The organism is uncultured Virgibacillus sp. (genome assembly GCF_947495635.1).
Lineage (GTDB): Bacteria > Bacillota > Bacilli > Bacillales > Amphibacillaceae > Virgibacillus > Virgibacillus salarius.
The window spans coordinates 39,146-60,215 of the sequence record NZ_CANMAB010000002.1; the positions used below are offsets into that span (position 1 = coordinate 39,146).

Below are 21,070 nucleotides of genomic sequence, written 5' to 3' on the forward strand. Positions count from 1 at the left end.
ATAGGCTTTTTTCGATATTTTCTCTATAAGCCCCTGAGCCTTTAATTTCAATAGTTGATTTCCTCAGTCCCCTACTTTCCTAATCAGCTACATCTTTATATTCGCTTAAAACTGAATAATTGATTTATGAAAGTATTTTCATTAAATGCTGTAAAATTGATAGTTAAAACAGGTTTCATTGAAAGTATATACATTCAAACGATTTGAACATATAATGAGGTGCAAGAGCTAGAAGGCATTGTAATTATTATATTCATATAAGTATTCATTAAATGATTAGGCGGTGAGAGGTTATATTTAAGTACCATAGAAAGTGTAAGAGGAAAATAGTTCATAAATAAACGTTGTAAAGGAAGGTGGAATATACATGTCACAGAAAAAGATTGTTGGGGTTACAGCTTGTTCTGCTGGAATAGCTCATACTTACATGGCTGCTGAATCTCTTGAAAAAGCTGGAAAAGAAAAAGGATATCAGATTAAGGTGGAGACGCAGGGGTCAATTGGTATTGAAAACGGTTTGACTGATCAGGAAATTGAAGAAGCTGATGTGGTTATATTAGCTATTGAAATAAATATTGATATGTCTCGGTTTATTGGGAAGCGTGTCATGCGTGTCAGGGCATCTGAAGCAATAAAAAATCCTGATGCATTAATTGAAAGCGCTTTGAATGAAGCGAAACCTTATGGAGAAAAAGGTACAAAGGCTGGTATTGCAAAAATGGGAAAAACGGATGAGGGTGGTTTTTTCCAACATATTATGGCTGGAATTTCATATATGATTCCAATGGTAATTGCTTCTGGTCTTATTTTAGCTATAGCAAATGTTTATGCATTTCAACGCGATGAGGCAGGAAGAATTGTTGAATGGGGATTTGATATATCAACAGCAATGGGCGAATTAATGGCCAATTTATTTAGTGTTGGACAAGTCGGATTCTTATTAATGATTCCACTTTTTGCTGGGTTTGTTGCAAATTCAATTGCAGGCAAACCAGCTATCGCTGCTGCTATGATAGGGACTTATATTGCTAATGATGCAGAAATGCTTGGTGCAGAAGCCGGAGGAGGCTTCTTAGCCGCGATACTTGTTGCTTTTACTGCCGGGTATTTGGTAAAGCTACTTAAAAAAATCCCATATCCTAAATTGATTCAACCAATCGTTCCGATTATGCTGATTCCATTAATAAGTACCCTCTTAATAGCACTATTTGTCTTATATGTGGTCGGAAATCCAATGGCATCCATGATGAACTTTTTATACGATGGGTTAACGACCTTAAATGAAAACTATGCGGCAGCTCCTGTTATTATCGGTGTCATTATCGGAGCTATGGTTGGATTTGATTTAGGGGGACCGATTAACAAGACAGCTTTAGTGTTTGGTACCGCCGTTTTTACAGATACAGTTGCAAAATATGGAATCGAGGGAGCAAATTTTGTTCCACAAACAGCAACACAGGCTGCTATTTCAGTCGCTCCACTAGGAATTTGGTTAGCATCTTTACTGTTTAAGAAAAAGTTTTCCCAAACAGAAAAGGTGTCTGCAAACAGTGCATTTGGCATGGGAATTGTTGGGGTGACAGAAGGGGCTATCCCATTTGCAGCACAAGATCCTATTCGAATGATACCTGCTTTTGTTGCTGGCTCCGCTGTCGCTGGTGGTCTTGCTGCTGGATTAGGAATTAAGTTTTATGGAGGAATAGGATCACCATTAGGAGCATTTATAGGGTATATTGAGCAGCCAATTCCTTTTGTTACGTGGATATTTAGCGTCATGATGGGTGTATTAGTAACCGCCATAATTATTGGACTTACGAAAAGAAAGGTCGAGTAAAAGATGATAAATGAAATGTTTGATGCAAATCATGTTGTATTTAAATCAGATATAGAAACGAAAGATGACGCATTGCGTTTTATTGCTTCATTTGCAGAGCGTATTGGAATTGTTAAATCTTCTAAATCCTATTATAAAGGACTAAAAAAGAGAGAAAAAGAAGTGACCACAGGGTTTAAAGATGGAATAGCGATTCCGCATTGTAAACATAAAACGGTATTAAAACCTACATTGATGCTTGTGAAATTTACTCAACCAATTGAATGGGAATCAATGGATAAAAAAGCTGTCCATATCACATTTGCATTAGCGATTCCTGAGGGAGAAAATCAAGAGCATTTAAAAGCACTAAGTACCATTTCTCGTGCATTAATTGATGAAACATTTATCGATTCGCTTTTATCTGTTACATCTGAAGCGGGGATGTACGAATTGATTAGGAGAAAATTTAGTAATTAAAACAATTAGGATTAGACGAGGTAGGGTGTTAAATGACAAATAAGATTCATGTAATAGCGCATACACATTGGGATTATGAATGGTATTTCACAAGTAGTGAGTCGTTCATCCAACTTTGTTATCATGTAGATGAAGTGATTAAAGCATTAGAAGAAGGTGTCTTGGATTATTATATGCTTGATGGACAAATGAGTATTGTCGAGGATTATCTTGAAGTAAATACAGACAAAAAGGAAAGGCTTATGGCCTTAATTAAAAAAGGCAAATTGAAGGTTGGGCCATGGTACACACAGTCAGATCAAATGATTATACGTGGAGAATCGCTTGTACGTAACCTGCAAATCGGAATGGAGTTGGGAGATTCACTAGGAGGAGCAGATCGATTAGGCTATGTACCTGATGCGTTCGGACAATCTATCGATATGCCGAAAATATTTGCACAAATGGGGATAGATAAAGCTGTATTTTGGAGGGGATTATCATCTGATAAAGCTAATCAACGAGAATTATTTTGGGAATCCGAGGATGGTAGCCGGGTCTTAGCTTATAATCTAAAAGACGGGTATTTTGTGGGAGTTCAACTTATTGAAAGCAATAACAGTGAAGCTTTAATGAAGCAAATTAAGATAGGAACAACCTCATCCCATATTGCACTTCCTGTGGGTGGAGATCAACGATATGTAGACTTTAATCTAAAAGAAAGAATTGCTGACTACAATAAAGCTTTGTCATCTGATAGATTAATAGAAAGTAATTATGATGACTTGTTTGAAGGAATAAACAGCGAAAGAAAAGATTTGCCAAAGGTTCAAGGTGAATTATTGAATGCGGAAGTATCGAAAATTCATCGTTCTATATACTCCTCTAGGTATGATCATAAATATATAAATGATAAAGTGGAACGTCGGTTAATATATCAATTAGAACCTTTAATGGCTATTGCAACTCAGATAGGTATTCCTTATAAAAAGGAATTAGTGGATAAAATTTGGAAGCTAACCTTAAAAAATCATGCACATGATAGTGCAGGGGCGTGTAATAGCGATAAAACAAATCAAGCTATTCTACAAAGGCTTATTGATGCTGATCAGTTATCCTATTCTATGGTTGATTACTTAACAAGGAAGATTAGTGAATCTAGGAAAGAGATAAAGGATAATCAAATTACTGTTTTTAATACATTGCCAATGCGCAGGGAACAAGTGTTGAGGCTGAAGATTTCATTATCTCAATCCGACTTTGTAATTTATCATAATGGAAAAGAACTTCCTTATGAAATTATCAGTATGGAAAAACATTCAAATGAACCAATACGAAAGAAAGCAAACACGTCTCCAAAATCATATTATTTTGAGTTAGAAATAGCACTTAAACTAGAGCTTGCTCCACTAGGATATGAAGTTTTAGATGTTATCGAAGGGAATAAAGGAGATACTCCTCAAATAGTTGAAAATAAGCATAAAAGTTATATAGAAAATGAATATTATAAGATAGACTATGTCAATGGAGAGATTAATGTATATGATAAAGTCTCTGATACATTCTATGAAAATCTCTTCATGATTGAAGACACTGGTGATGATGGAGATAACTATGATTATTCGCCACCATTAGAGGATAAATCGATAATGCTTGGATTTTCGAATAGTTTCATCGAATGTTCTCAAGGGACGTTCGCGTGTTGTCTCAAATTATCTGGAACATTCATTGTTCCTTTATCTCAGGAAGAACGGATTCAGATGAAAAATACTTGCGAAATCCCTTATGAATGTTATATTACATTGAAAACAGGAGAAAGATCCATTGGTATTCAACTAGAGCTAGAAAACAACGCGTTAGATCACCGAATGCGACTACTTATAAATGGAAATGTAAATACGCAACAAAGCATATCAGATACTCCATTTGGAACAATTTCTCGCCCGATAACCGATCCAAATCTACAGTCATGGCAAGAAAAAGCATGGAAAGAAGAGCCAACTGGAATTTACCCAATGTTGAATTTTGTGAACATACATGACGGGCAAAGAAGTGTTACTGTCTTTTCAAAAGGGGTTAAAGAGTATGAAATAATTGGAAAAGATGACATGAAAATCGCGCTTACCTTATTCCGAGCAGTTGGATATTTAGGGAAGCCAGATCTACTTAGACGACCTGGTGTAGCTTCTGGAAATCAATTTAAATACATTCAAACACCAGATAGTCAGTTGCAGAAGAAGCTAAAATATAAGTTTTCGTTAATGCTTGGAAAGTCCTTTTCCGAGTCTGAAGCTTTTAGACACTATCAAGAATATGCTATTTCTGTGCCATATTATCAGCAGCAATCATTAAATCAATTTACAACAACATTAAAATATTTTGTCATGCAACCATTATCTAATGCCGTTCCTAATCATTTGTCTTTGCTTGATACGACTAAAGTGAAAAAGGTTGTTTTTAGCTCATTTAAAAAGTCATGGGATGGGAAAGGGTTTATCATTCGCTTTTTTAATCCTACCTGTAAAAAGATTGAGGACGGTGGGGAAGTGATATCGCATCATGGTTCCATACGATGGTCGTTTACCAACATGGAGGAAACCATAAATGAAAATGATGTCTATCAAGAAAATACGATTCAGCTAGGGATGTTTAAACCTAAAGAGATTAAAACAATTTATGTTCAGTTTGCATAAGAATTGAGACTTGTTTTGGCAATTACTGAAGCATGTGGGTGATAATAATTGTTGAATAGTGATTTGTTTTTAACTATAGAAAGCTCAAAATTAAAATTCACAGCAGTTGATGAGCAGATAGCTGATTATTTTTTAAGTGGCAAACCGCCACTTAAGCAATCTGTTCTTGCTCGAAAAATTAATGTATCAGCAGCTTCCATTACAAGGTTTTGTAAAAAAATAGGTTTTGAAAATTATAAAGAATTAATGTATTTTTATCGAAAAATGGTAAAAGAACATTCGAATGATAAGAATAAGGTTACAAGGAATTTACAGTATCGATATAAAGAAATGATTAATGAAATTGATGAAAAAATTGATATAGAAGATGTTAAATTGGTATGTAACTATATAAAAAGTCATAAGATTATTCACATCTATGGACTAGGGTTGAGTGCCATTGCTGGTGAAGACTTTAAGTTTCGTTTTACTAGGATAGGGAAATATGTAGAAGTTGTTCAAGATTATGATTCTATTGAGATGATCTCATCCCTTCTAAATAAGGAAAATTTAATTATATACTTATCATTACGTGGTGAAAACAAGCATGTCATTCAATCATTAAGACGTTTAAAAGAAAAAGGGGCTACGATTGTTATTATTACCTCAAATCAATCCTCAGATATAGGTGATCTTGCAAATGTAACCTTACTAACGTCACAGATTAAAAATGCAAATGAAGTGGAACAAATTTCTGGGCAAATTCCTTTATTGATTATTATTGACGTGCTTTATTCGCAATATATTAATATGTTTAGAGAAAATGTAAGTAAATGGATTGAAACGGAGCAAGCCTATTTACAGGGACATTAAAGACCAATCATCTTCATGTCTATTTAAAAAGTATTACTTATATCATTCGTAACGAACTACTATTTGCAAAGATGAGGTGTTACCGATGCATGCAAACGATTATATATTTCCAACAAATTTTAAATGGGGTGCGGCAGCTTCTGCAACTCAAACGGAAGGATCTGCTAATGATGAAAATAAAGCAAAGAATATTTGGGATTACTGGTATCAACTAAACCCGGAACGATTTCATGAAGGCGTAGGACCGATGAAAACATCCGATTTTTACCAGCGTTATACTGAGGATATTAAGCGGATGAAGGCAATTCATTTAAATTCCTTTAGAACTTCTATATCATGGTCTCGATTGCTTCCTGATGGAATAAATGTTAATGGGGAAGCAGTTTCCTTTTATCAAAAAATGTTTGATCAACTTATTGAACATGGTATTGAACCCATTGTTAACCTATTCCATTTTGATATGCCTTTACTTATGCAGGAAAAGGGTGGATGGGAGAGCCTTGAGGTAGTGGAAGCATTCAATTATTATGCTCATACGGCATTTGAACTATTCGGTGAAAAAATTAAGAGGTGGACGACCTTTAATGAACCTATTGTTCCTGTAGAAATGGGATATTTGAATCATTACCATTACCCTTGTGTCGTTGACATGAAGCGAGCAGTGGTAGTTGCTTATCATTCCATGTTAGCAAGTGCAAAAGTAATCCAGACTTATCATGAATCGAACCAAACAGGTAAGATTGGTATTATTTTAAATTTAACACCATCATACCCTCGTAGTGACACAAAAGGGGATGTCAAAGCTGCTCGTATAGCTGACCTATTTTTTAATAGAAGCTTTTTAGACCCTTCTGTTTATGGGTCTTATCCTGAGGAATTGACTGAACTGCTCAGATCATATGATTTATTACCAGAAACAAATCAAGAAGATCTAGCGATTATAAAAAATAATACTGTTGACTTTCTCGGAGTGAATTATTATCAGCCACGAAGGGTGAAGGAGAGAGAGAAGCCATATCAATCGGATCAAATCTTACCTGAAAAGTTCTTTGAATCATATATTTGGCCAGAGCGTCGGATGAATCCTTATCGTGGATGGGAAATATACGAAAAAGGCATTTACGATCTTGCTATTAATATTAGAGATAATTATGGAAATATCCCATGGTATGTAGCTGAAAATGGTATGGGAGTAGAAAATGAGGAGCGTTTTTCAGATGAGTCAGGTATGATTCAAGATGATTATCGAATTGAATTTTATAAAGAACATTTGAAATGGCTGCATAAAGCTATTCGTGAAGGATCAAATTGCTTTGGCTACCATGTTTGGACATTTATGGATAATTGGTCATGGCTCAACGCTTATAAGAATCGTTATGGACTATATCGTGTTGATATAAGGACACAAGAACGTTCCCTTAAAAAGAGTGGACAGTGGTTTGGCGATGTAGCTAGGAAAAATGGCTTTTAAATGAAAAATTATTGCACGATAGAGGTGGATCTATATGGCGAATGTTCTCACATTTGATCTCGGTGGGACCTATATAAAATATGGTTTAATAGATACAGAAGGGCATATACTTCATAAGAATTTTATGCAAACACCATCTACACTTGAAGATCTATTAATGTTTATTAAAAGCAAGGTGCTAACCTATACCAATAAAGAGATGAAAGGGATTGCGGTTAGCGCTCCTGGTTCCGTTTCAGAAGATGGTTTCATTTATGGGTCAAGCGCTATTCCGTATATTCATGGTCCCAATATTAAGCATCTTATTGAAAAAGAAACAGGATTAGCAACACAAGTAGAAAATGATGCGAACTGTGTTGGATTAGCTGAAGTATGGAAAGGATCTGCCAAAGGAAAAAAAGATGTATGTGTTGTCGTCATTGGAACGGGTATAGGTGGCGCATTGATAAAAAATGGAATCGTTCATAAAGGGAACACACTGCATGGTGGAGAATTTGGCTATATGATACTTAATCCACATAATCTAAGTAGTGGCATGAATACATTTAGTGAAGTAGCCTCTACCTATTCTATTATTAAGCGTGTCGCCAGTGAAAAACAACTAGAAATATCATCGTTAACAGGTGAAAAGATTTTCACCTTAGCTGACCAGGGAGATAAGGTGTGTGAGAGAGCTATTTCCGAATTTATCACGATGCTTTCGATTGGAATATATAATATTCAATATGCTTTGGATCCGGAGATAATATTAATTGGTGGAGGAATTAGTGCAAGAGATGATTTACTTTTACGATTAAGAAAAGAAATAGATAGGGTTGTCGGTATGGTAGATGTAGCAACAATTGTTCCAAGAGTTGATCGCTGTACATTTCATGCAGATGCTAATATGATAGGAGCGGTGTACCATTTTTTGCAAAGGCAAAAAAATGATTAATAGTATTCCTTTACCAAGAATTTATTTTGATTTTTATCACCATTATTTCTTTCATGGCAAAGATGAATCTGAAAAATAGATGAATAATAAAGACGGATGTGCTTATCTGTAATAAGGTAAGCTTTTTTTATGGTCTAGGAAATTATAACATCGGCCCATGTGAATAAATATGGGGCTCGCGTCCAGTCTTCAGCGCCCAGAAGCTAGGTGACTTCACGAATTGCCCTAATCTAAGTCATCATCGGCTCGTAAGCTCACCGTGACTTCTTTATCTCTGTTGTCTTGCTCCAGTAACTACATTTCTAATTGGACTTTTGTTTTGGAATAAATTGGAGCTACATGCTGCATTTTGAGCGAAATAATTGATTGAAAGAATAGGAATTGTATAAGAAGGGATACGTCTTTTTATATTGAAGTATATAATAAAAAGGATAGTGAAGGGAAAACAACGGAAATGAAATTACTTACAACAGAAAATCTAACAGAATTGGAGCTTTTAAATAATGCTTTGAGAAACGAGGGATTAAAAGAGATTTCAAAGGAAACTGAAATTAATAGGTTAGGTGAAGGTGCTTGGCATCATGCATATTTAATCGAAAAGGAACAGCTCGTCCTTCGTATTCCAAAGAGAGTTGCCTATGATAAAGAAGTCGTATTCAATCGAAAAGCGCTAACGTCGGAATATGCTGCTACAAAAGCATTTTACCAACATGCCAACAGAGCGAAAGAGGGAGTTTGTCCGAAGCAATTTAAGTTCTTTGTTGATGAGAAACTGACCTATACGATTGAATCGTATCTAGGCAAATCTATTGGCCTTCAGCGTCAGACAACAGATCTATCGAGAAGGTATGGAAAAGAGTTAGGAGCGTTTTTTCTTGCTCTTGAAAACTTAAATTCTCCTTATAAGGGCATAGGTCATTTGGAAATTGGACAAACAGGTGAGTTAAAAGGTGAACTAGATATGGATTTAAAGGCGTTTGTTCTTGAAGAAACCAAAGAATATCAAGAGGAATTAAATAAATTAATTGATAGTCCCTACGAATTTGATAGAGCAAAAGTTGTAAAAGCTGGGGAAAGCTTCATTTCTCGTCGTTCGATAAACGATGAGAAAATTATCCTGACAAATCAGGATACATCTCCTGAAAATATCATCTATACAAAGCGTGCTGCGAAAATTATAGATCCCTATCCACAGCTATATACAGGAGTATCTATTGCTGCCAATTATGTGTTTAATTATCAAGCCTTATTCCACTTGTTTCATAACACAAAAAGATATTGCAAAGGGAATTATCATCTTTATATACCTCAATTAATAGCGAGTGCAGAAGGCTTTATTGAAGGGTATACTGGTAGTTCAAAACAGAAGCGTGATGCACTACATATTGAAGTGTTCTTAAAGCTAGTTACAATGGCGTATACACACTATCAGTTAGTAAATGAAGCACCGTTAGACCGTGAACAAATAATTCGCTTTGGAACGAAAGAACAAGTGGAAGGGCGGTTACGAATTTACCTTAAGAAGCTTGAAGAATATCCAAAATAGTAATTATCTGTTACAATTTCACTCGGACTTACCCAATTATTGTTCCATGTTGTATACTTATGAAAGAGTATAGGTAAGATTTTTTTCGCAGACAATGAGAAAGCTATAAGTGCTTTCGTAATTATGTAGTTATAGCTAATAATATCTTATTTCTATGTCATCTATCGCAGTTTAATAAAAGTAAGGTGATAACCATTAAAAATATTAAAAGTATCCTGTTTTTTCTGCTTGGATCGATATCGCTAGGAATTGGTGTTGCAGGTATCGTACTTCCTGTACTGCCAGGTGGGCCATTTTTTCTTTTCGCGTCTTTTTGCTTTGCGAAAAGTTCAAAGCGAATCGAAAATTGGTTTAAGGGAACTTCGTTTTATGAAAAATATGTAGAACGATTCCGCCAAAAAAAGGGTATGACACGTAAAGAAAAAATTCGCATCAATTTGATTGCCGACGCTTTTATCCTGTTTTCCGTATTTTATGTGGACATTCTCTTGGTGAAAATTTTATTAGTGATACTTGCTCTTTATAAACATTACTATTTCATCAAGAAAATTAAGACGCTTAAACCGAAACAAGAAGAAATCGCCAAGGATTTTATATAGGAAGCTTTCGTTGTTCAGATTTATAAGAAAATTAGCTATACTCAGTGCTGCGAGACGATGCATTTTTGCATCGTCTTTTGTTGTTATTCATATCGAATGCCTTCTGATAATTGTTGAAGCACCGGCCAATTTTTAATATGTAGCTTTTCTTTATTACGGATAAGGACATGTTGTTCGCTTAACCTTTTCAAAACACGATTTAAGTGACGAGGTGTAGTGCCGATAAGTGAAGCTACTTCATTCGTGTTCGTCGTAAAAAGCTGTTTACCAAATTTTGCATCGGAATAAATGGTACACAGGTATGCAGCGAATCGAGCTTCTACAGGAGCAAGAGCATTAATTCGGGATGCCACAGTACAGGTTTGTAGCTTGTAACTTAACTCCTCTAAAAGCATCTCTGTAAATGGGCTGTAAGTTCTTAAATAGCGCTCATAGATGGTATAAGGTATATAAATAAAAGTAGCTGGATGTATCGTAATAACATCTGATTGGATTGTTTTTTTCTGAAAATATTCGATGTCACCAAGAATTGATACTGGTGAACAAAATCGCAGGAGAAGCGATTTTCCTGTTACTTCATTTGTAGTTACACGATATTTCCCTTCTGTCAATATATAGAAGCCTGAAGCTTTATCTCCTGTATTGACAACCTGCTGACCTGCTTGAAAGGATTTCAATTCTATATACGGTTCTAGATGATCAGGAAATGGAAGCTGAAAGGTTTGGATATAATTCATTAATGTAGTCATTTCGTTCTCCTTCGGGACATTGGTCCTTTTTATTATAACAAAACAGGATTATACTGTAAGCGAGGTGAAAGAAATGATTTTTGTATTTGATTTAGATGGTACGATTTGTTTTAATGGTGAGTCATTAAGTTATGAGATGCGTGAGGCATTAGATGTTTGTATTCAGCATGGACATGAGATCATATTTGCTTCAGCTCGACCGATTCGTGATTTATTACCAGTTTTGCCGAAGAGATATCGCCATTTTCGAATGGTAGGAGGAAATGGAGCTTTCACATTTGAAAATGGAAAAATGCATGTGCGCACGTTTACTCCTAACTTAGTTTTAAAAATAAAGCGATTAATTGAAAAGTATCACTTAACCTATTTAGTAGACAGTGATTGGGATTACAGCTATACAGGTGAGGTGCAGCATTCTATATTTCGTAATCTAGACCCTGAAAAGCGAGCTGAAAATAAGTCATTAGACGAATTAAAGATGATAACCAAAATCGTCTTATTTACGACTACTGATGAAATCAAGCATAATTTGAGTCATTTACCTGTACAGATCTATGAACATGGGAGAGAGAATTTGCTTGATATATCTCCATTAGGAATACATAAAATGAACGGATTAAACCAATTGGGAATACAATCAGGGGAATTTATCGCATTTGGGAATGATCAAAATGATTTAGAGTTATTTAGAAATGCTACATATAGTGTTTGTGTAGGAGAACACGCCATGAAAGAATATGCAACAATTTCCATAAAAAAGGAAAATGTTCCCGCTACGATAAAAAATATTAGTGATTACGCCAAGCATTATAATGAAGCTTTAAAAACTTGATGATTATTAACAAGTTATTCCACCATTTTACCTTGCCTGTTGACCCGAGATTCTGTTATATAGATACCTTTATTTCAATCACTTGGGGTCCCCTTCTTCTGTAAACACATATTTCTTTTTCTCCAATAATAAAAGCATCTCCATAGTAGTCGTTTATTTTAGATATGACTCTCGGGGGGCTTTTTCCTCTAGCTCATTTAATTAGGTATCTTCAGATATACAGGTTTTTCTTTTGTGAATTTTGTTGCCTGCGTCTACTACAGAAATACGATTGGGACTGCGTAATAACATTAAATCTTGATATAGACTTCGTGATTTCGTTTCTAATTAGAAAAAAGTACAAAATTATTCTGGATTTTATGCTTCACAAGCATTATAATGATAATGATAATCAATATCAATTAGAAAATCTACTGACTTTCTATTCTGTCTTTTAATGATGTAGGAACAGCAAATGTCGTTTGGTGTTGTAGCCAATCATGTTACAGAAGAAGTAGAAATAAAAAAGGAGGCATGGTTACTAGTTGTTTAACTAATTATTGGGCAGGGCAAGTGTGTTCCTTTTTGTTCTAAGGAGTTCATTGGTCAAGGCGACATAATTTCCAAAACAATGTTACCATTCATAGACTATTATATGGCTGCTGTGCCCATATGTAGAAAATACTTCTGATTAAAGCATTTTCCGGGTACAACTTACTTTGTAGGAAAGGTTTTGGTACATATGACCACAAATAGGCAGCTATGCATCGGTTTGTCCTTGTCAACAACATGGATGAAGGGGAATGGCTGGAGACATACAGACAGTGGTGTAGAAAACTTATATTCAAGCGACTTTTATGTGCAATTAGCGAAGATGGCAGAAGAGGCGAAACTTGATTTTATCTTTAGGCCAGATACATTGTTTCTGAACAAAGAGGTACTGGGGAATTCACCTGGCTTTGGCAGCTTAGATCCGACGCTTCTGCTAACTTCGATTGCTCGTGAGACCAACCGAATTGGACTGGTTACTACTGCTTCTACCACTTTCAACTCACCATATACTGTTGCTAGGCAGCTTCAGTCTTTGCAGTGGATTAGCAATGGGCGTGCAGGGTGGAATATCGTCACTTCCATTGAAGGTGCTGGAAATTTCGGGGATGATCCGATGCCGTCATCACCGGAAAGATATCAGAAAGCAAGTGAATTCACAGACATTGTCCGCAAGCTATGGGATAGTTATCCGAACGAATCGCTGGTTATTAATCGTTCTACAGGACAATATGCGGATAAGGAAATGGTTTCTCCGATCAATCATTCCGGTGATTTTTTTAGTGTTGAAGGACCGCTTAATGTACCGGCACATAAATCAGGGACCATTCCTTTGTTCCAAGCAGGCGCCTCAGAATCGGGACGTAACTTTGCAGCTTCGGTAGCGGACGCTATTTTCGCAGCCACTCCAGATATGGCTTCAGGTATTGAATTACGTGATGACCTAAGGAGACGAGCGAAGAAGCATGGACGCCATCCAAGCGCAATACGAGTTTTGCCTGGATTGTATTTTTTCCTAGCCAATACGCGTGAGGAAGCACTAGAACTACATCGGAAAGCGCATGCACATCTAAGTCAAGAGCATAGATATGCTTCAGTAAAATCCATACTTGGTATGGATATCAGTACACTACCTTTAGATCAATCGATAACAGTCGATATGCTACCCGATCAAAATCAATCAGTTCGCAGTAGGACGCATGCTGATTTGTTGCGCAGGTTAATTACACGACAGCAGCCCACAGTGGAAGAACTGTTGTCAAGGCCGGAGGTAGTCGGTTCTGCACATTGGGTCGTCGTAGGAACAGTTGAGGACGCGCTAAATGAAATTACGGAGTGGTTTGAAACAGGTGCTGCAGATGGGTTTATTGCTTTACCAGGAGGCTCGAAAACATCGATGGAACTGTTCTTTAGCGAGCTGATGCCAATGCTAGTTGAGCGAGGGTTGTTTAGGAGTGAATATACTGGGTCTACCTTACGTGAGCATTTAGGTATCACATAAACTGTCACTGAAATAAGTCTGATTGGATATCAGTTTTTATCAGTGAAACAATTAATTGGAAGATAGCTTAGATTTTAAGTATTACTATTATTATAGCGGGAAGGGGTTTAGGAAAGATGAAAAGATTTATGTTCGTTAGTTTAATCGCATTACTAATGGTTGTATTAGCTGCATGTGGAGGAGATAAAGATAGTGAGTCAAGTTCTTCTAATAATAGTGAAGACACGGCTCAAGCAAATGAGGATACTAGCGAGGAAAGCGAAACAAGAACAATTGAGTATCTTGGTGAAGCGTACACTGTACCAAAAACTGTAGAAAAAGTTGTTGTGACAGGAGCAATGGAAGCAATGGAGGATGCTACAGTACTTGATGTAAACTTAACAGGAGCGATATCTGTGGGAGGAGAGTTCCCAGAGATTTATGCTGCAGCGACCGAGGAAGCTGAATCCATTGGAGAAAAACAACAGCCAAATTTTGAGAAGATACTGGAATTGAAGCCAGATGTAATACTTGGAACAACGAAATTTCCTGAAGAAGTACAAGAGAAATTGCAGAAAATAGCTCCAACTATTTTAGTTTCGCATATTTCAACAAACTGGGAAGCTAATTTGAAGCTAATGGCTGAATTAACTGGAAAGCAAGCAGATGCAGAAACAATCTTGTCTGAATATGAATCAGATATGGCTACTGCAGAAGAATCATTAACAGAGAAGCTCCAAGGTAAAAAAGTAGCAGCTATTCGAGTTCGTGGAGGGCAAGTTTTCGTCTATCCAGAAGGTGTATTCTTTAACCCTGTACTATATGATGAACTGGGATTAGAAGTTCCAGACGAGGTGAAGAAAGCGAAAACACAAGAGGCAATATCTGTTGAACAACTAGCTGATATGAATCCGGATTATTTATTTGTGCAATTCTCTACTAGTGAAAATGAAGAAAATGAAACTGCCTTCGAGGAAATGAAAAAGAATTCGATTGTACAAAACATCAATGCATTTAAAAATGATCACGTGTTTGTGAACGTAGTTGACCCACTAATGGAGGGTGGTCCAGCTTATAGCCGAATTGAATTTTTAAAAAATGTACAAGAACATCTGGAAAAATAATGTTACGTTTTAATTTGTAGTTTTAATAGAGTCTATAGACTTTATAATTAGTAGGATTCATAAGTTAAGGTCTATGTCTAATAGAATCTTCTATTAAATTTATTCCATATAGTATATTTTTATATATAATTATCCATACTATAAATGGAAGGAGGGGACAAGCCCCTCTTCATAGCAGTGCCCATAATTGTTTGATGAGTAGGATTGTCATAATTATGGGCCAAGTTTTTATCAATATAATATTCTCTTTGACTTGAATATATATCATCCACATCCCTCCTTTGCTTTTGTATATATTATCTCCAGAAAGATTATTTTTGATTCAATTATGGGACGAAGTTATTAATTTTTTTGGTATCGATTACGTGAAAAAAAGACTTTATATGTTGACGAGATAGCAGTCTTAAGCCTTTTGGTTTACGGCTGTTTTTCAATATTTCATTAGAGGTTTTGAAGTTTATGTTAAACTGAATGCTTCCATATAGGAATTATTAAAAATCAATGCTAATATTGAATAAGACAGAAAAAATGGTTGGATGGAAGGGATATTGATTGGTCTTTGTTATTTGTATACTTATAGGAATTTTGACAGCTTTTGTAGGTGGTTTAATGGGGCTAGGCGGTGGAATTATTCTTATTCCAAGCCTATTATTTTTAAACCAGCTTTCCGATGCATTTTCTTGGGCAACCCCTCAAGCTATTGTTGGAATATCATTAGTCTCTATGGTTTTTACCGCCATGTCATCAACTATTGCTTATTACAAGCGTGGACGTGTTGATTATAAAACAGGTCTACTGTTTTTATCTGGTAGTTTACCTGGCGGCATGATAGGGTCTTGGTTAAATCAATTTATTGATGGTGATCAATTTCTACTCTACTTTGGATGTATTACAATTGTCATTTCGCTCCTTTTCTTTATTAAGCGAAAAGAGCCAACAAAGCAGATAAGTAATAACATAAGTGAGATAAGGACATTCGAATTAAATGGAATAACATATCAATATACGGTGTCTAAATGGGTAGCTTTTGTACTATCATTAATAGTAGGAGCTTTGTCTGGGTTATTTGGTATTGGCGGTGGATCCATTATGGTGCCTGCGATGATATTATTATTTGGGATACCGGCGCATATTGCTACTGCTACCTCGATGTTTATGATCTTCTTTATTAGCATTATTGGAGCTGGAACACATATTGCTTTAGGGCATATTGAATGGCAGTATGTTTTCTTGTTTATTCCTGGTGCATGGATTGGTGGAAAATTAGGTGCTTGGGTTAACCAACTTCTAACAGGCAAAACACTAGAATGGATATTACGAATTGTATTAATCATTATTGGGATTCGCATGATTTCTCAAGGGCTATCATAAGGAGCATAACATAATGAAAGAGAATATCTATTTTTATTATACGAATGATTTACATAGCAATTTTGATCAATGGTCTCGTGTTACAGGATATCTTAAAGAGACAAGGGATAGTCGACGTAAATTAGGCTGTTCTTGTTGGGCAGTTGATATTGGTGATCATGTAGACCGAGTTCACCCTATATCAGATGCCTTTATGGGAAAAGCAAATGTTCAACTTATGAATGAAGCAGGGTATGATGTCGTTACGTTAGGTAACAATGAAGGTATTACGTTATCGCATCAGGATCTTTTCCATCTTTATGATGAAGCTGATTTTGAAATAGTATGTGCCAACTTACATAGTAGCGATCAAATAGAACCAGCGTGGCTGCAACAGAGTACGATTCTACAATCCGCTCATGGAGTAAATATAGGAGTTATCGGTTTAACGGCACCATTTAATGCCTTTTATCAGTTACTAGATTGGTATGTATCACCTCCATTTGAACAGTTACAACAGGTGATTGATAATGTGAAAAAACAGGCAGACATTGTCGTTCTGCTATCGCATTTAGGGTATAGTGAGGATCAAGAAATTGCCAAAAACTTCCCTGATATTGATGTTATCATCGGCGGACATACACATCATCTGTTGCGTAATGGCGAGTATGTTAATAATACATTAATAACTGCTGCCGGAAAACATTGTCATTATGTAGGAGAAGTTATTCTAACTTGGGACCATGATGAGCATAAACTGAGTCGTAAAGAGGCATACGCGTTGAATATAACTCATTTACCAAAAGATAAAACTACAGAACGAAGAATAGAGCAATTATCTAAACAAGCTACTACCATTCTTGCTAAACCGATTATAGAATTAGCATATCCTTTAGAGGTAAATTGGTTTCAGTCAACGCCAATATTGCAGGCTTTAACAGAATCTATTAAGAAACAAACAGAGGCAGATTGCGCCATGCTAAATGCTGGACTCCTATTAGAAGGTTTACCTGCTGGTAAAGTGACTTATGGTGATGTACATCGCATTTGTCCGCATCCGATAAATACATGTGTCGTAGAGTTGAATGGTGACGAATTACTGGAGGTAATAAGAGCATCACAAACAAAAGAATTTATGCAATTACAATTAAAGGGTTTTGGTTTTCGCGGAAAAGTATTAGGTAAAATGGCGTTTGCTGGACTTGAAATGGATATGGAGGAGTTAAAAAATGGGGAGTACTTTGTAAAACAGGCATTTTTAGGGTCTTATCCATTAGATCCAGAAAAAACGTATACGGTTGCTACTGCGGATACGTTTACATTTGGCAGGCTGTTACCTGAAGTTGCTAAATCAGAAATCAAACAATATTATTTACCAGAATTCTTAAGAGATATATTAGTTTATACATTAAAAGAAGGATTTAAGGATTAAGCGTTTAGGCTTTTGTGACAATAGGCCCTTCATTTGCATATAGATATGAAGAAGAGAATGAAGGAGGCCATACACGTTTATGATTACAGTAAACCCGCTAGAAGTAGATGGAATCTTTTTTACGGCTATCGTTGTAGAATTACCAAAAACGAACTTGTTAATTATTTCGAATGAAGTCGGTTATATCATGTGTGCAGCTCTAGATGTGGATATATTAAATGAAAAATTAGCAGATCGAAAGGTAGTAGCTGGTCGTGCGGTAGGTGTTCGGACAATTGATGAGCTTTTGCATGCACCGTTACAAAAAATAACAGATGCATCCAAGCAATATGGTTGGGAAGAAGGAATGATAGGGAAAGATGCATTGATCCGAATCTCTTAGCTGTCGAGACAGGGAAAAAATTATTACTTTATTCACATCGTAATCCGAACGAATCAGTTCAGATTATTTGTTTACTCGTGCTCACCGCTCCAGCAAAATATTACGCTTTTTGCGGACATGGCTTCAGCTTCCTTGGATAGCAAAGAGCGTTTTGCTGCGCGGGGTCTTAAGCTTGCGCTGTTCCCACAGGATATGGAAGAGTCGGTAGCGATACATCGTACACAGAAAAAACGCTCTGTTTTCAAAGCGCCTACGGATTTTGACTGCGCCATGTAGTAACATTTTGTTTTATCGTTCGGCTTTTGGACTAACTATTTTCGTTTCGTACCAGACACTTTTTTACATCCTACGACCTACCATATAATGATGAATACGTTTCTTAAGAATCATAGATTTATAAAGGAATAGGTATAGATATTTCACGTATGTTCTGGTACTATTTGATTAGATTTATGTTAAAATAAGTGGATTTATGTAATTGAATGGGTGTAAATAACTATATATGTGTGTTAGGAGAACATAATGAGACTTGCTAATACAAGATCAATAGAACCAGGCGCTATTCTAGCAAAAACAATATATAATGAAAGTGGCGTCATTCTGGTAAATAAAGGTGTTGCCTTAACAAAGCAGTTTCTTGATAGACTAGTAAAGCACGGGATTACATACATTTATATTGAGGATGAAGAAATGAAGGATATAGCGGCAATGCCGACCATTTCAAAATCACTCAGACGAGAGGCTTCAGAAACGATTAAGGAAGTATTTCTTTCCCTACAGCATAATGGATTGACAAACCGATCTTATATCCTTGATCAAAAAGGATCGGAACTTTCAGTGATTGTTCAGCAAATCACGAATGAGTTGCAACAAAACGAACAGTCATTATCATTATTAACCGATATGATTGTATCGGATAATTATATATTTCAACACTCTTTAAATGTAGCCATTTATGCACTGGCTATTGGTGTTAAGTTAAAGCTATCTAATAAGCAATTAGAAGAAATAGGGATGGCAGCAATGCTGCACGATGTTGGAAAGCTGTTTATTAACCCAGATATATTACAAAAACCAGGAAAATTAACAGAAGAAGAATTTAAAATTATTCAAAACCATACAAGAACGGGATACCGTTTTCTTGTAGGTCAGGATAGTGTACCTTTTGTTGTATCACTTTGTGCCTTACAGCATCATGAACGGTTGGATGGATCAGGCTATCCACTTGGAATAACTTCTGAATCGATACACAAATATGCAAAATTAATAGGGATTGCAGATGTGTTCGACGCAGTTACAAGTAATCGTGTATATCGTGATGCCATGCTTCCTCACGAAGGTTTAGAAATCTTATATGCCGGATCTGGACAATTATATGATAGAGAAATGATTGAAGCGTTAAAGAGTTCTATTGTTGTTTATCCAAATGGTATTATGGTTGATCTAAATGATGGGAGACAAGGTATTGTTGTAAAACAAAATCCGCATGTTTGCGACAGACCAATTATTCGAATTAACAAGGAGCAAGGGAGAAAATTAGCTAAACCATATGATGTTAATTTAGCTAACGTACTAAATGTGGTGGTTTTCTCATGCAAAATAGATTGAGATTTTTTACATTCTAACCTTCTTGGAACAAGCATATGTTTGTTGCAAGGGGGTTTTTAGATGGGTAGACGATCAGGATTAAAGATAAAAGCAACTTCTCCAGCTAAGGCGATTTTTTTAATGACTTCAATTACATTTGTCATATTAACCTCCCTTAGTATTCTAATAGTAGATAAAGGGATAACTCCTCCACTGATGGAGATAGCCAAAAGGAAGACAGTTGAATTCGCGACTAGAACGATTAATGAAGCTGTGAAGTCAACGGAAAACATAAGCTTTGAAGACTTAATGGACGTTAGTAAAGATGAAAATGGATATCCTACCATTGTTGGTTGGAATGCTTCAGCAGTGAGCAGAGCATTGCGAGCTGCTACCATTAGAGCGGAATACTTTTTATACGGAATGAACAAAGGAGAAATGTTAAATACGGATGATCCAGATATGGAACCAAAGGATTACGGAGATTCAGCAAATGAACTTGCTGACAAAGATCCAACGGTAGTCGAGATTCCCATCGGTCAAGTGACCGGAAGTACTATTTTAGCTAATTTAGGACCCAAAGTCCCTGTTCATTTTGAAATTGTTGGCAGTATTCAATCAGATATAAAATACGAAATGAAAGAATTTGGTATTAATGCTGCATTGTTTGAAATTTATATACCGGTTACCGTTAATGCACAGATTGTCGTACCATTTACGACCGAGCCTGCGGAAATTACAACGAAGGTATATGTTGACTCAAGGGTACTTATGGGTGATGTTCCAGAATTTTTTGGTGGTGGAGAAGGAAGTAGTGGTCCAAACATAGCCGTTCCCAAGGATGACTTGAATATTGATTAAGTACTTGTTATAATAATTATTATTAGCTAGTTGAATATTTAAACCTTATCAGATCGGTGAGGTAGAGGTGCAATGGATATGATTAATCAGTCGGAGGATGACAACGATGATGATTGATGAAAGGATGTATTGCCGAAGCATAATAAGTGTCTTCCTTATTATTGCTGGTGTGCTTTTGAATAAGAAGTATACTGTCATGCAAGAAGCAATGTGCATGGAGAACTACTGATCGAAATGGAGGATAACGTATATTGTAAAGGCAATGGTAGGTTATTTTCTATCATTGTCTTTTTGTGTTTACAGAGCCCCCATTCTCTGACGCAGCCCCGTTTTCCACGTATCCCATTTTCTTGAACAGTATGTTTTCTTTCATTATTG

The 21,070-nt window shown here is 36.1% G+C and carries 17 protein-coding genes and 1 riboswitch; of the genes, 16 read left to right on the plus strand and 1 reads right to left on the minus strand.

What is annotated here, in order from left to right; genetic code table 11:
* Positions 1–367 precede the first annotated feature (367 nt).
* The 8 genes from Q1A47_RS00825 to Q1A47_RS00860 all read left to right on the plus strand — a co-directional run bounded on the left by Q1A47_RS00825 (position 368) and on the right by Q1A47_RS00860 (position 10,367).
* Positions 368–1,834 carry a PTS fructose transporter subunit IIC gene (locus Q1A47_RS00825; protein WP_166529773.1) on the plus strand — a complete coding sequence of 489 codons (1,467 nt, stop codon included), beginning with the start codon at positions 368–370 and terminating at the stop codon, positions 1,832–1,834.
* A gap of 3 nt (positions 1,835–1,837) precedes the next feature.
* On the plus strand, positions 1,838–2,293 hold the full coding sequence (locus Q1A47_RS00830) for a PTS sugar transporter subunit IIA (RefSeq protein ID WP_166529774.1): 456 nt from the start codon (positions 1,838–1,840) through the stop codon (positions 2,291–2,293).
* Between the two features lie 32 nt (positions 2,294–2,325).
* Positions 2,326–4,965 (plus strand): glycoside hydrolase family 38 C-terminal domain-containing protein, encoded by a 2,640-nt coding sequence (locus Q1A47_RS00835; RefSeq protein ID WP_166529775.1) that lies wholly within the window; start codon positions 2,326–2,328, stop codon positions 4,963–4,965.
* Positions 4,966–5,013: 48 nt separating this feature from the next.
* Positions 5,014–5,817, plus strand: a complete 804-nt coding sequence (locus tag Q1A47_RS00840) for a MurR/RpiR family transcriptional regulator (protein WP_121605584.1) — start codon at positions 5,014–5,016, stop codon at positions 5,815–5,817.
* Positions 5,818–5,902: 85 nt separating this feature from the next.
* Positions 5,903–7,288: a glycoside hydrolase family 1 protein gene (locus tag Q1A47_RS00845; RefSeq protein WP_166529776.1), complete on the plus strand. Its 1,386-nt coding sequence runs from the start codon at positions 5,903–5,905 to the stop codon at positions 7,286–7,288.
* A 34-nt stretch (positions 7,289–7,322) separates the two neighbouring features.
* Complete coding sequence (locus tag Q1A47_RS00850; RefSeq protein WP_121605582.1) at positions 7,323–8,222, plus strand: ROK family protein; 900 nt, start codon at positions 7,323–7,325, stop codon at positions 8,220–8,222.
* Between the two features lie 454 nt (positions 8,223–8,676).
* Entirely contained in the window at positions 8,677–9,768 is a 1,092-nt protein-coding gene (locus Q1A47_RS00855) for a hypothetical protein (protein ID WP_166529777.1), read from the plus strand.
* A 185-nt stretch (positions 9,769–9,953) separates the two neighbouring features.
* A complete protein-coding gene (locus tag Q1A47_RS00860; RefSeq protein ID WP_258469539.1) occupies positions 9,954–10,367 on the plus strand; it encodes a YbaN family protein in 414 nt (137 codons plus the stop codon).
* Positions 10,368–10,450: 83 nt separating this feature from the next.
* On the opposite strand, the gene Q1A47_RS00865 is transcribed toward Q1A47_RS00860, so the two are convergent.
* A complete protein-coding gene (locus Q1A47_RS00865; protein ID WP_121605580.1) occupies positions 10,451–11,116 on the minus strand; it encodes a Crp/Fnr family transcriptional regulator in 666 nt (221 codons plus the stop codon).
* Between the two features lie 73 nt (positions 11,117–11,189).
* Between Q1A47_RS00865 and Q1A47_RS00870 the strand changes: the two genes are divergently transcribed.
* From Q1A47_RS00870 to yunB, 8 genes are all read left to right on the plus strand, one after another.
* A complete protein-coding gene (locus Q1A47_RS00870; protein ID WP_166529778.1) occupies positions 11,190–11,948 on the plus strand; it encodes an HAD-IIB family hydrolase in 759 nt (252 codons plus the stop codon).
* A gap of 721 nt (positions 11,949–12,669) precedes the next feature.
* Positions 12,670–13,977, plus strand: a complete 1,308-nt coding sequence (locus tag Q1A47_RS00875) for an NtaA/DmoA family FMN-dependent monooxygenase (RefSeq protein WP_121605578.1) — start codon at positions 12,670–12,672, stop codon at positions 13,975–13,977.
* Positions 13,978–14,093: 116 nt separating this feature from the next.
* Entirely contained in the window at positions 14,094–15,080 is a 987-nt protein-coding gene (locus Q1A47_RS00880; protein WP_026681560.1) for an ABC transporter substrate-binding protein, read from the plus strand.
* Between the two features lie 552 nt (positions 15,081–15,632).
* A complete protein-coding gene (locus Q1A47_RS00885) occupies positions 15,633–16,451 on the plus strand; it encodes a sulfite exporter TauE/SafE family protein (RefSeq protein WP_121605577.1) in 819 nt (272 codons plus the stop codon).
* Positions 16,452–16,464: 13 nt separating this feature from the next.
* Positions 16,465–17,862, plus strand: coding sequence for a bifunctional UDP-sugar hydrolase/5'-nucleotidase (locus tag Q1A47_RS00890; protein ID WP_166529779.1), 1,398 nt, complete (start codon positions 16,465–16,467; stop codon positions 17,860–17,862).
* A gap of 79 nt (positions 17,863–17,941) precedes the next feature.
* Entirely contained in the window at positions 17,942–18,244 is a 303-nt protein-coding gene (locus Q1A47_RS00895; RefSeq protein WP_026681557.1) for a YunC family protein, read from the plus strand.
* Positions 18,245–18,766: 522 nt separating this feature from the next.
* A complete protein-coding gene (locus Q1A47_RS00900; RefSeq protein WP_166529780.1) occupies positions 18,767–19,852 on the plus strand; it encodes an HD-GYP domain-containing protein in 1,086 nt (361 codons plus the stop codon).
* Positions 19,853–19,912: 60 nt separating this feature from the next.
* Complete coding sequence (yunB, locus tag Q1A47_RS00905) at positions 19,913–20,692, plus strand: sporulation protein YunB (RefSeq protein ID WP_026681555.1); 780 nt, start codon at positions 19,913–19,915, stop codon at positions 20,690–20,692.
* Between the two features lie 54 nt (positions 20,693–20,746).
* Positions 20,747–20,925: riboswitch (Lysine riboswitch) on the plus strand.
* The last annotated feature ends 145 nt before the right edge of the window (positions 20,926–21,070 follow it).

Excerpts from the sequence above, each read along its gene's own strand:
- Q1A47_RS00825 (WP_166529773.1), top strand. The coding sequence starts at position 368 with ATGTCACAGAAAAAGATTGTTGGGGTTACAGCTTGTTCTGCTGGAATA.
- Q1A47_RS00830 (WP_166529774.1), top strand. The coding sequence starts at position 1,838 with ATGATAAATGAAATGTTTGATGCAAATCATGTTGTATTTAAATCAGAT.
- Q1A47_RS00835 (WP_166529775.1), top strand. The coding sequence starts at position 2,326 with ATGACAAATAAGATTCATGTAATAGCGCATACACATTGGGATTATGAA.
- Q1A47_RS00845 (WP_166529776.1), top strand. The coding sequence starts at position 5,903 with ATGCATGCAAACGATTATATATTTCCAACAAATTTTAAATGGGGTGCG.
- Q1A47_RS00850 (WP_121605582.1), top strand. The coding sequence starts at position 7,323 with ATGGCGAATGTTCTCACATTTGATCTCGGTGGGACCTATATAAAATAT.
- Q1A47_RS00855 (WP_166529777.1), top strand. The coding sequence starts at position 8,677 with ATGAAATTACTTACAACAGAAAATCTAACAGAATTGGAGCTTTTAAAT.
- Q1A47_RS00865 (WP_121605580.1), bottom strand. The coding sequence starts at position 11,116 with ATGACTACATTAATGAATTATATCCAAACCTTTCAGCTTCCATTTCCT.
- Q1A47_RS00870 (WP_166529778.1), top strand. The coding sequence starts at position 11,190 with ATGATTTTTGTATTTGATTTAGATGGTACGATTTGTTTTAATGGTGAG.
- Q1A47_RS00875 (WP_121605578.1), top strand. The coding sequence starts at position 12,670 with ATGACCACAAATAGGCAGCTATGCATCGGTTTGTCCTTGTCAACAACA.
- Q1A47_RS00880 (WP_026681560.1), top strand. The coding sequence starts at position 14,094 with ATGAAAAGATTTATGTTCGTTAGTTTAATCGCATTACTAATGGTTGTA.
- Q1A47_RS00890 (WP_166529779.1), top strand. The coding sequence starts at position 16,465 with ATGAAAGAGAATATCTATTTTTATTATACGAATGATTTACATAGCAAT.
- Q1A47_RS00895 (WP_026681557.1), top strand. The coding sequence starts at position 17,942 with ATGATTACAGTAAACCCGCTAGAAGTAGATGGAATCTTTTTTACGGCT.
- Q1A47_RS00900 (WP_166529780.1), top strand. The coding sequence starts at position 18,767 with ATGAGACTTGCTAATACAAGATCAATAGAACCAGGCGCTATTCTAGCA.
- yunB (WP_026681555.1), top strand. The coding sequence starts at position 19,913 with ATGGGTAGACGATCAGGATTAAAGATAAAAGCAACTTCTCCAGCTAAG.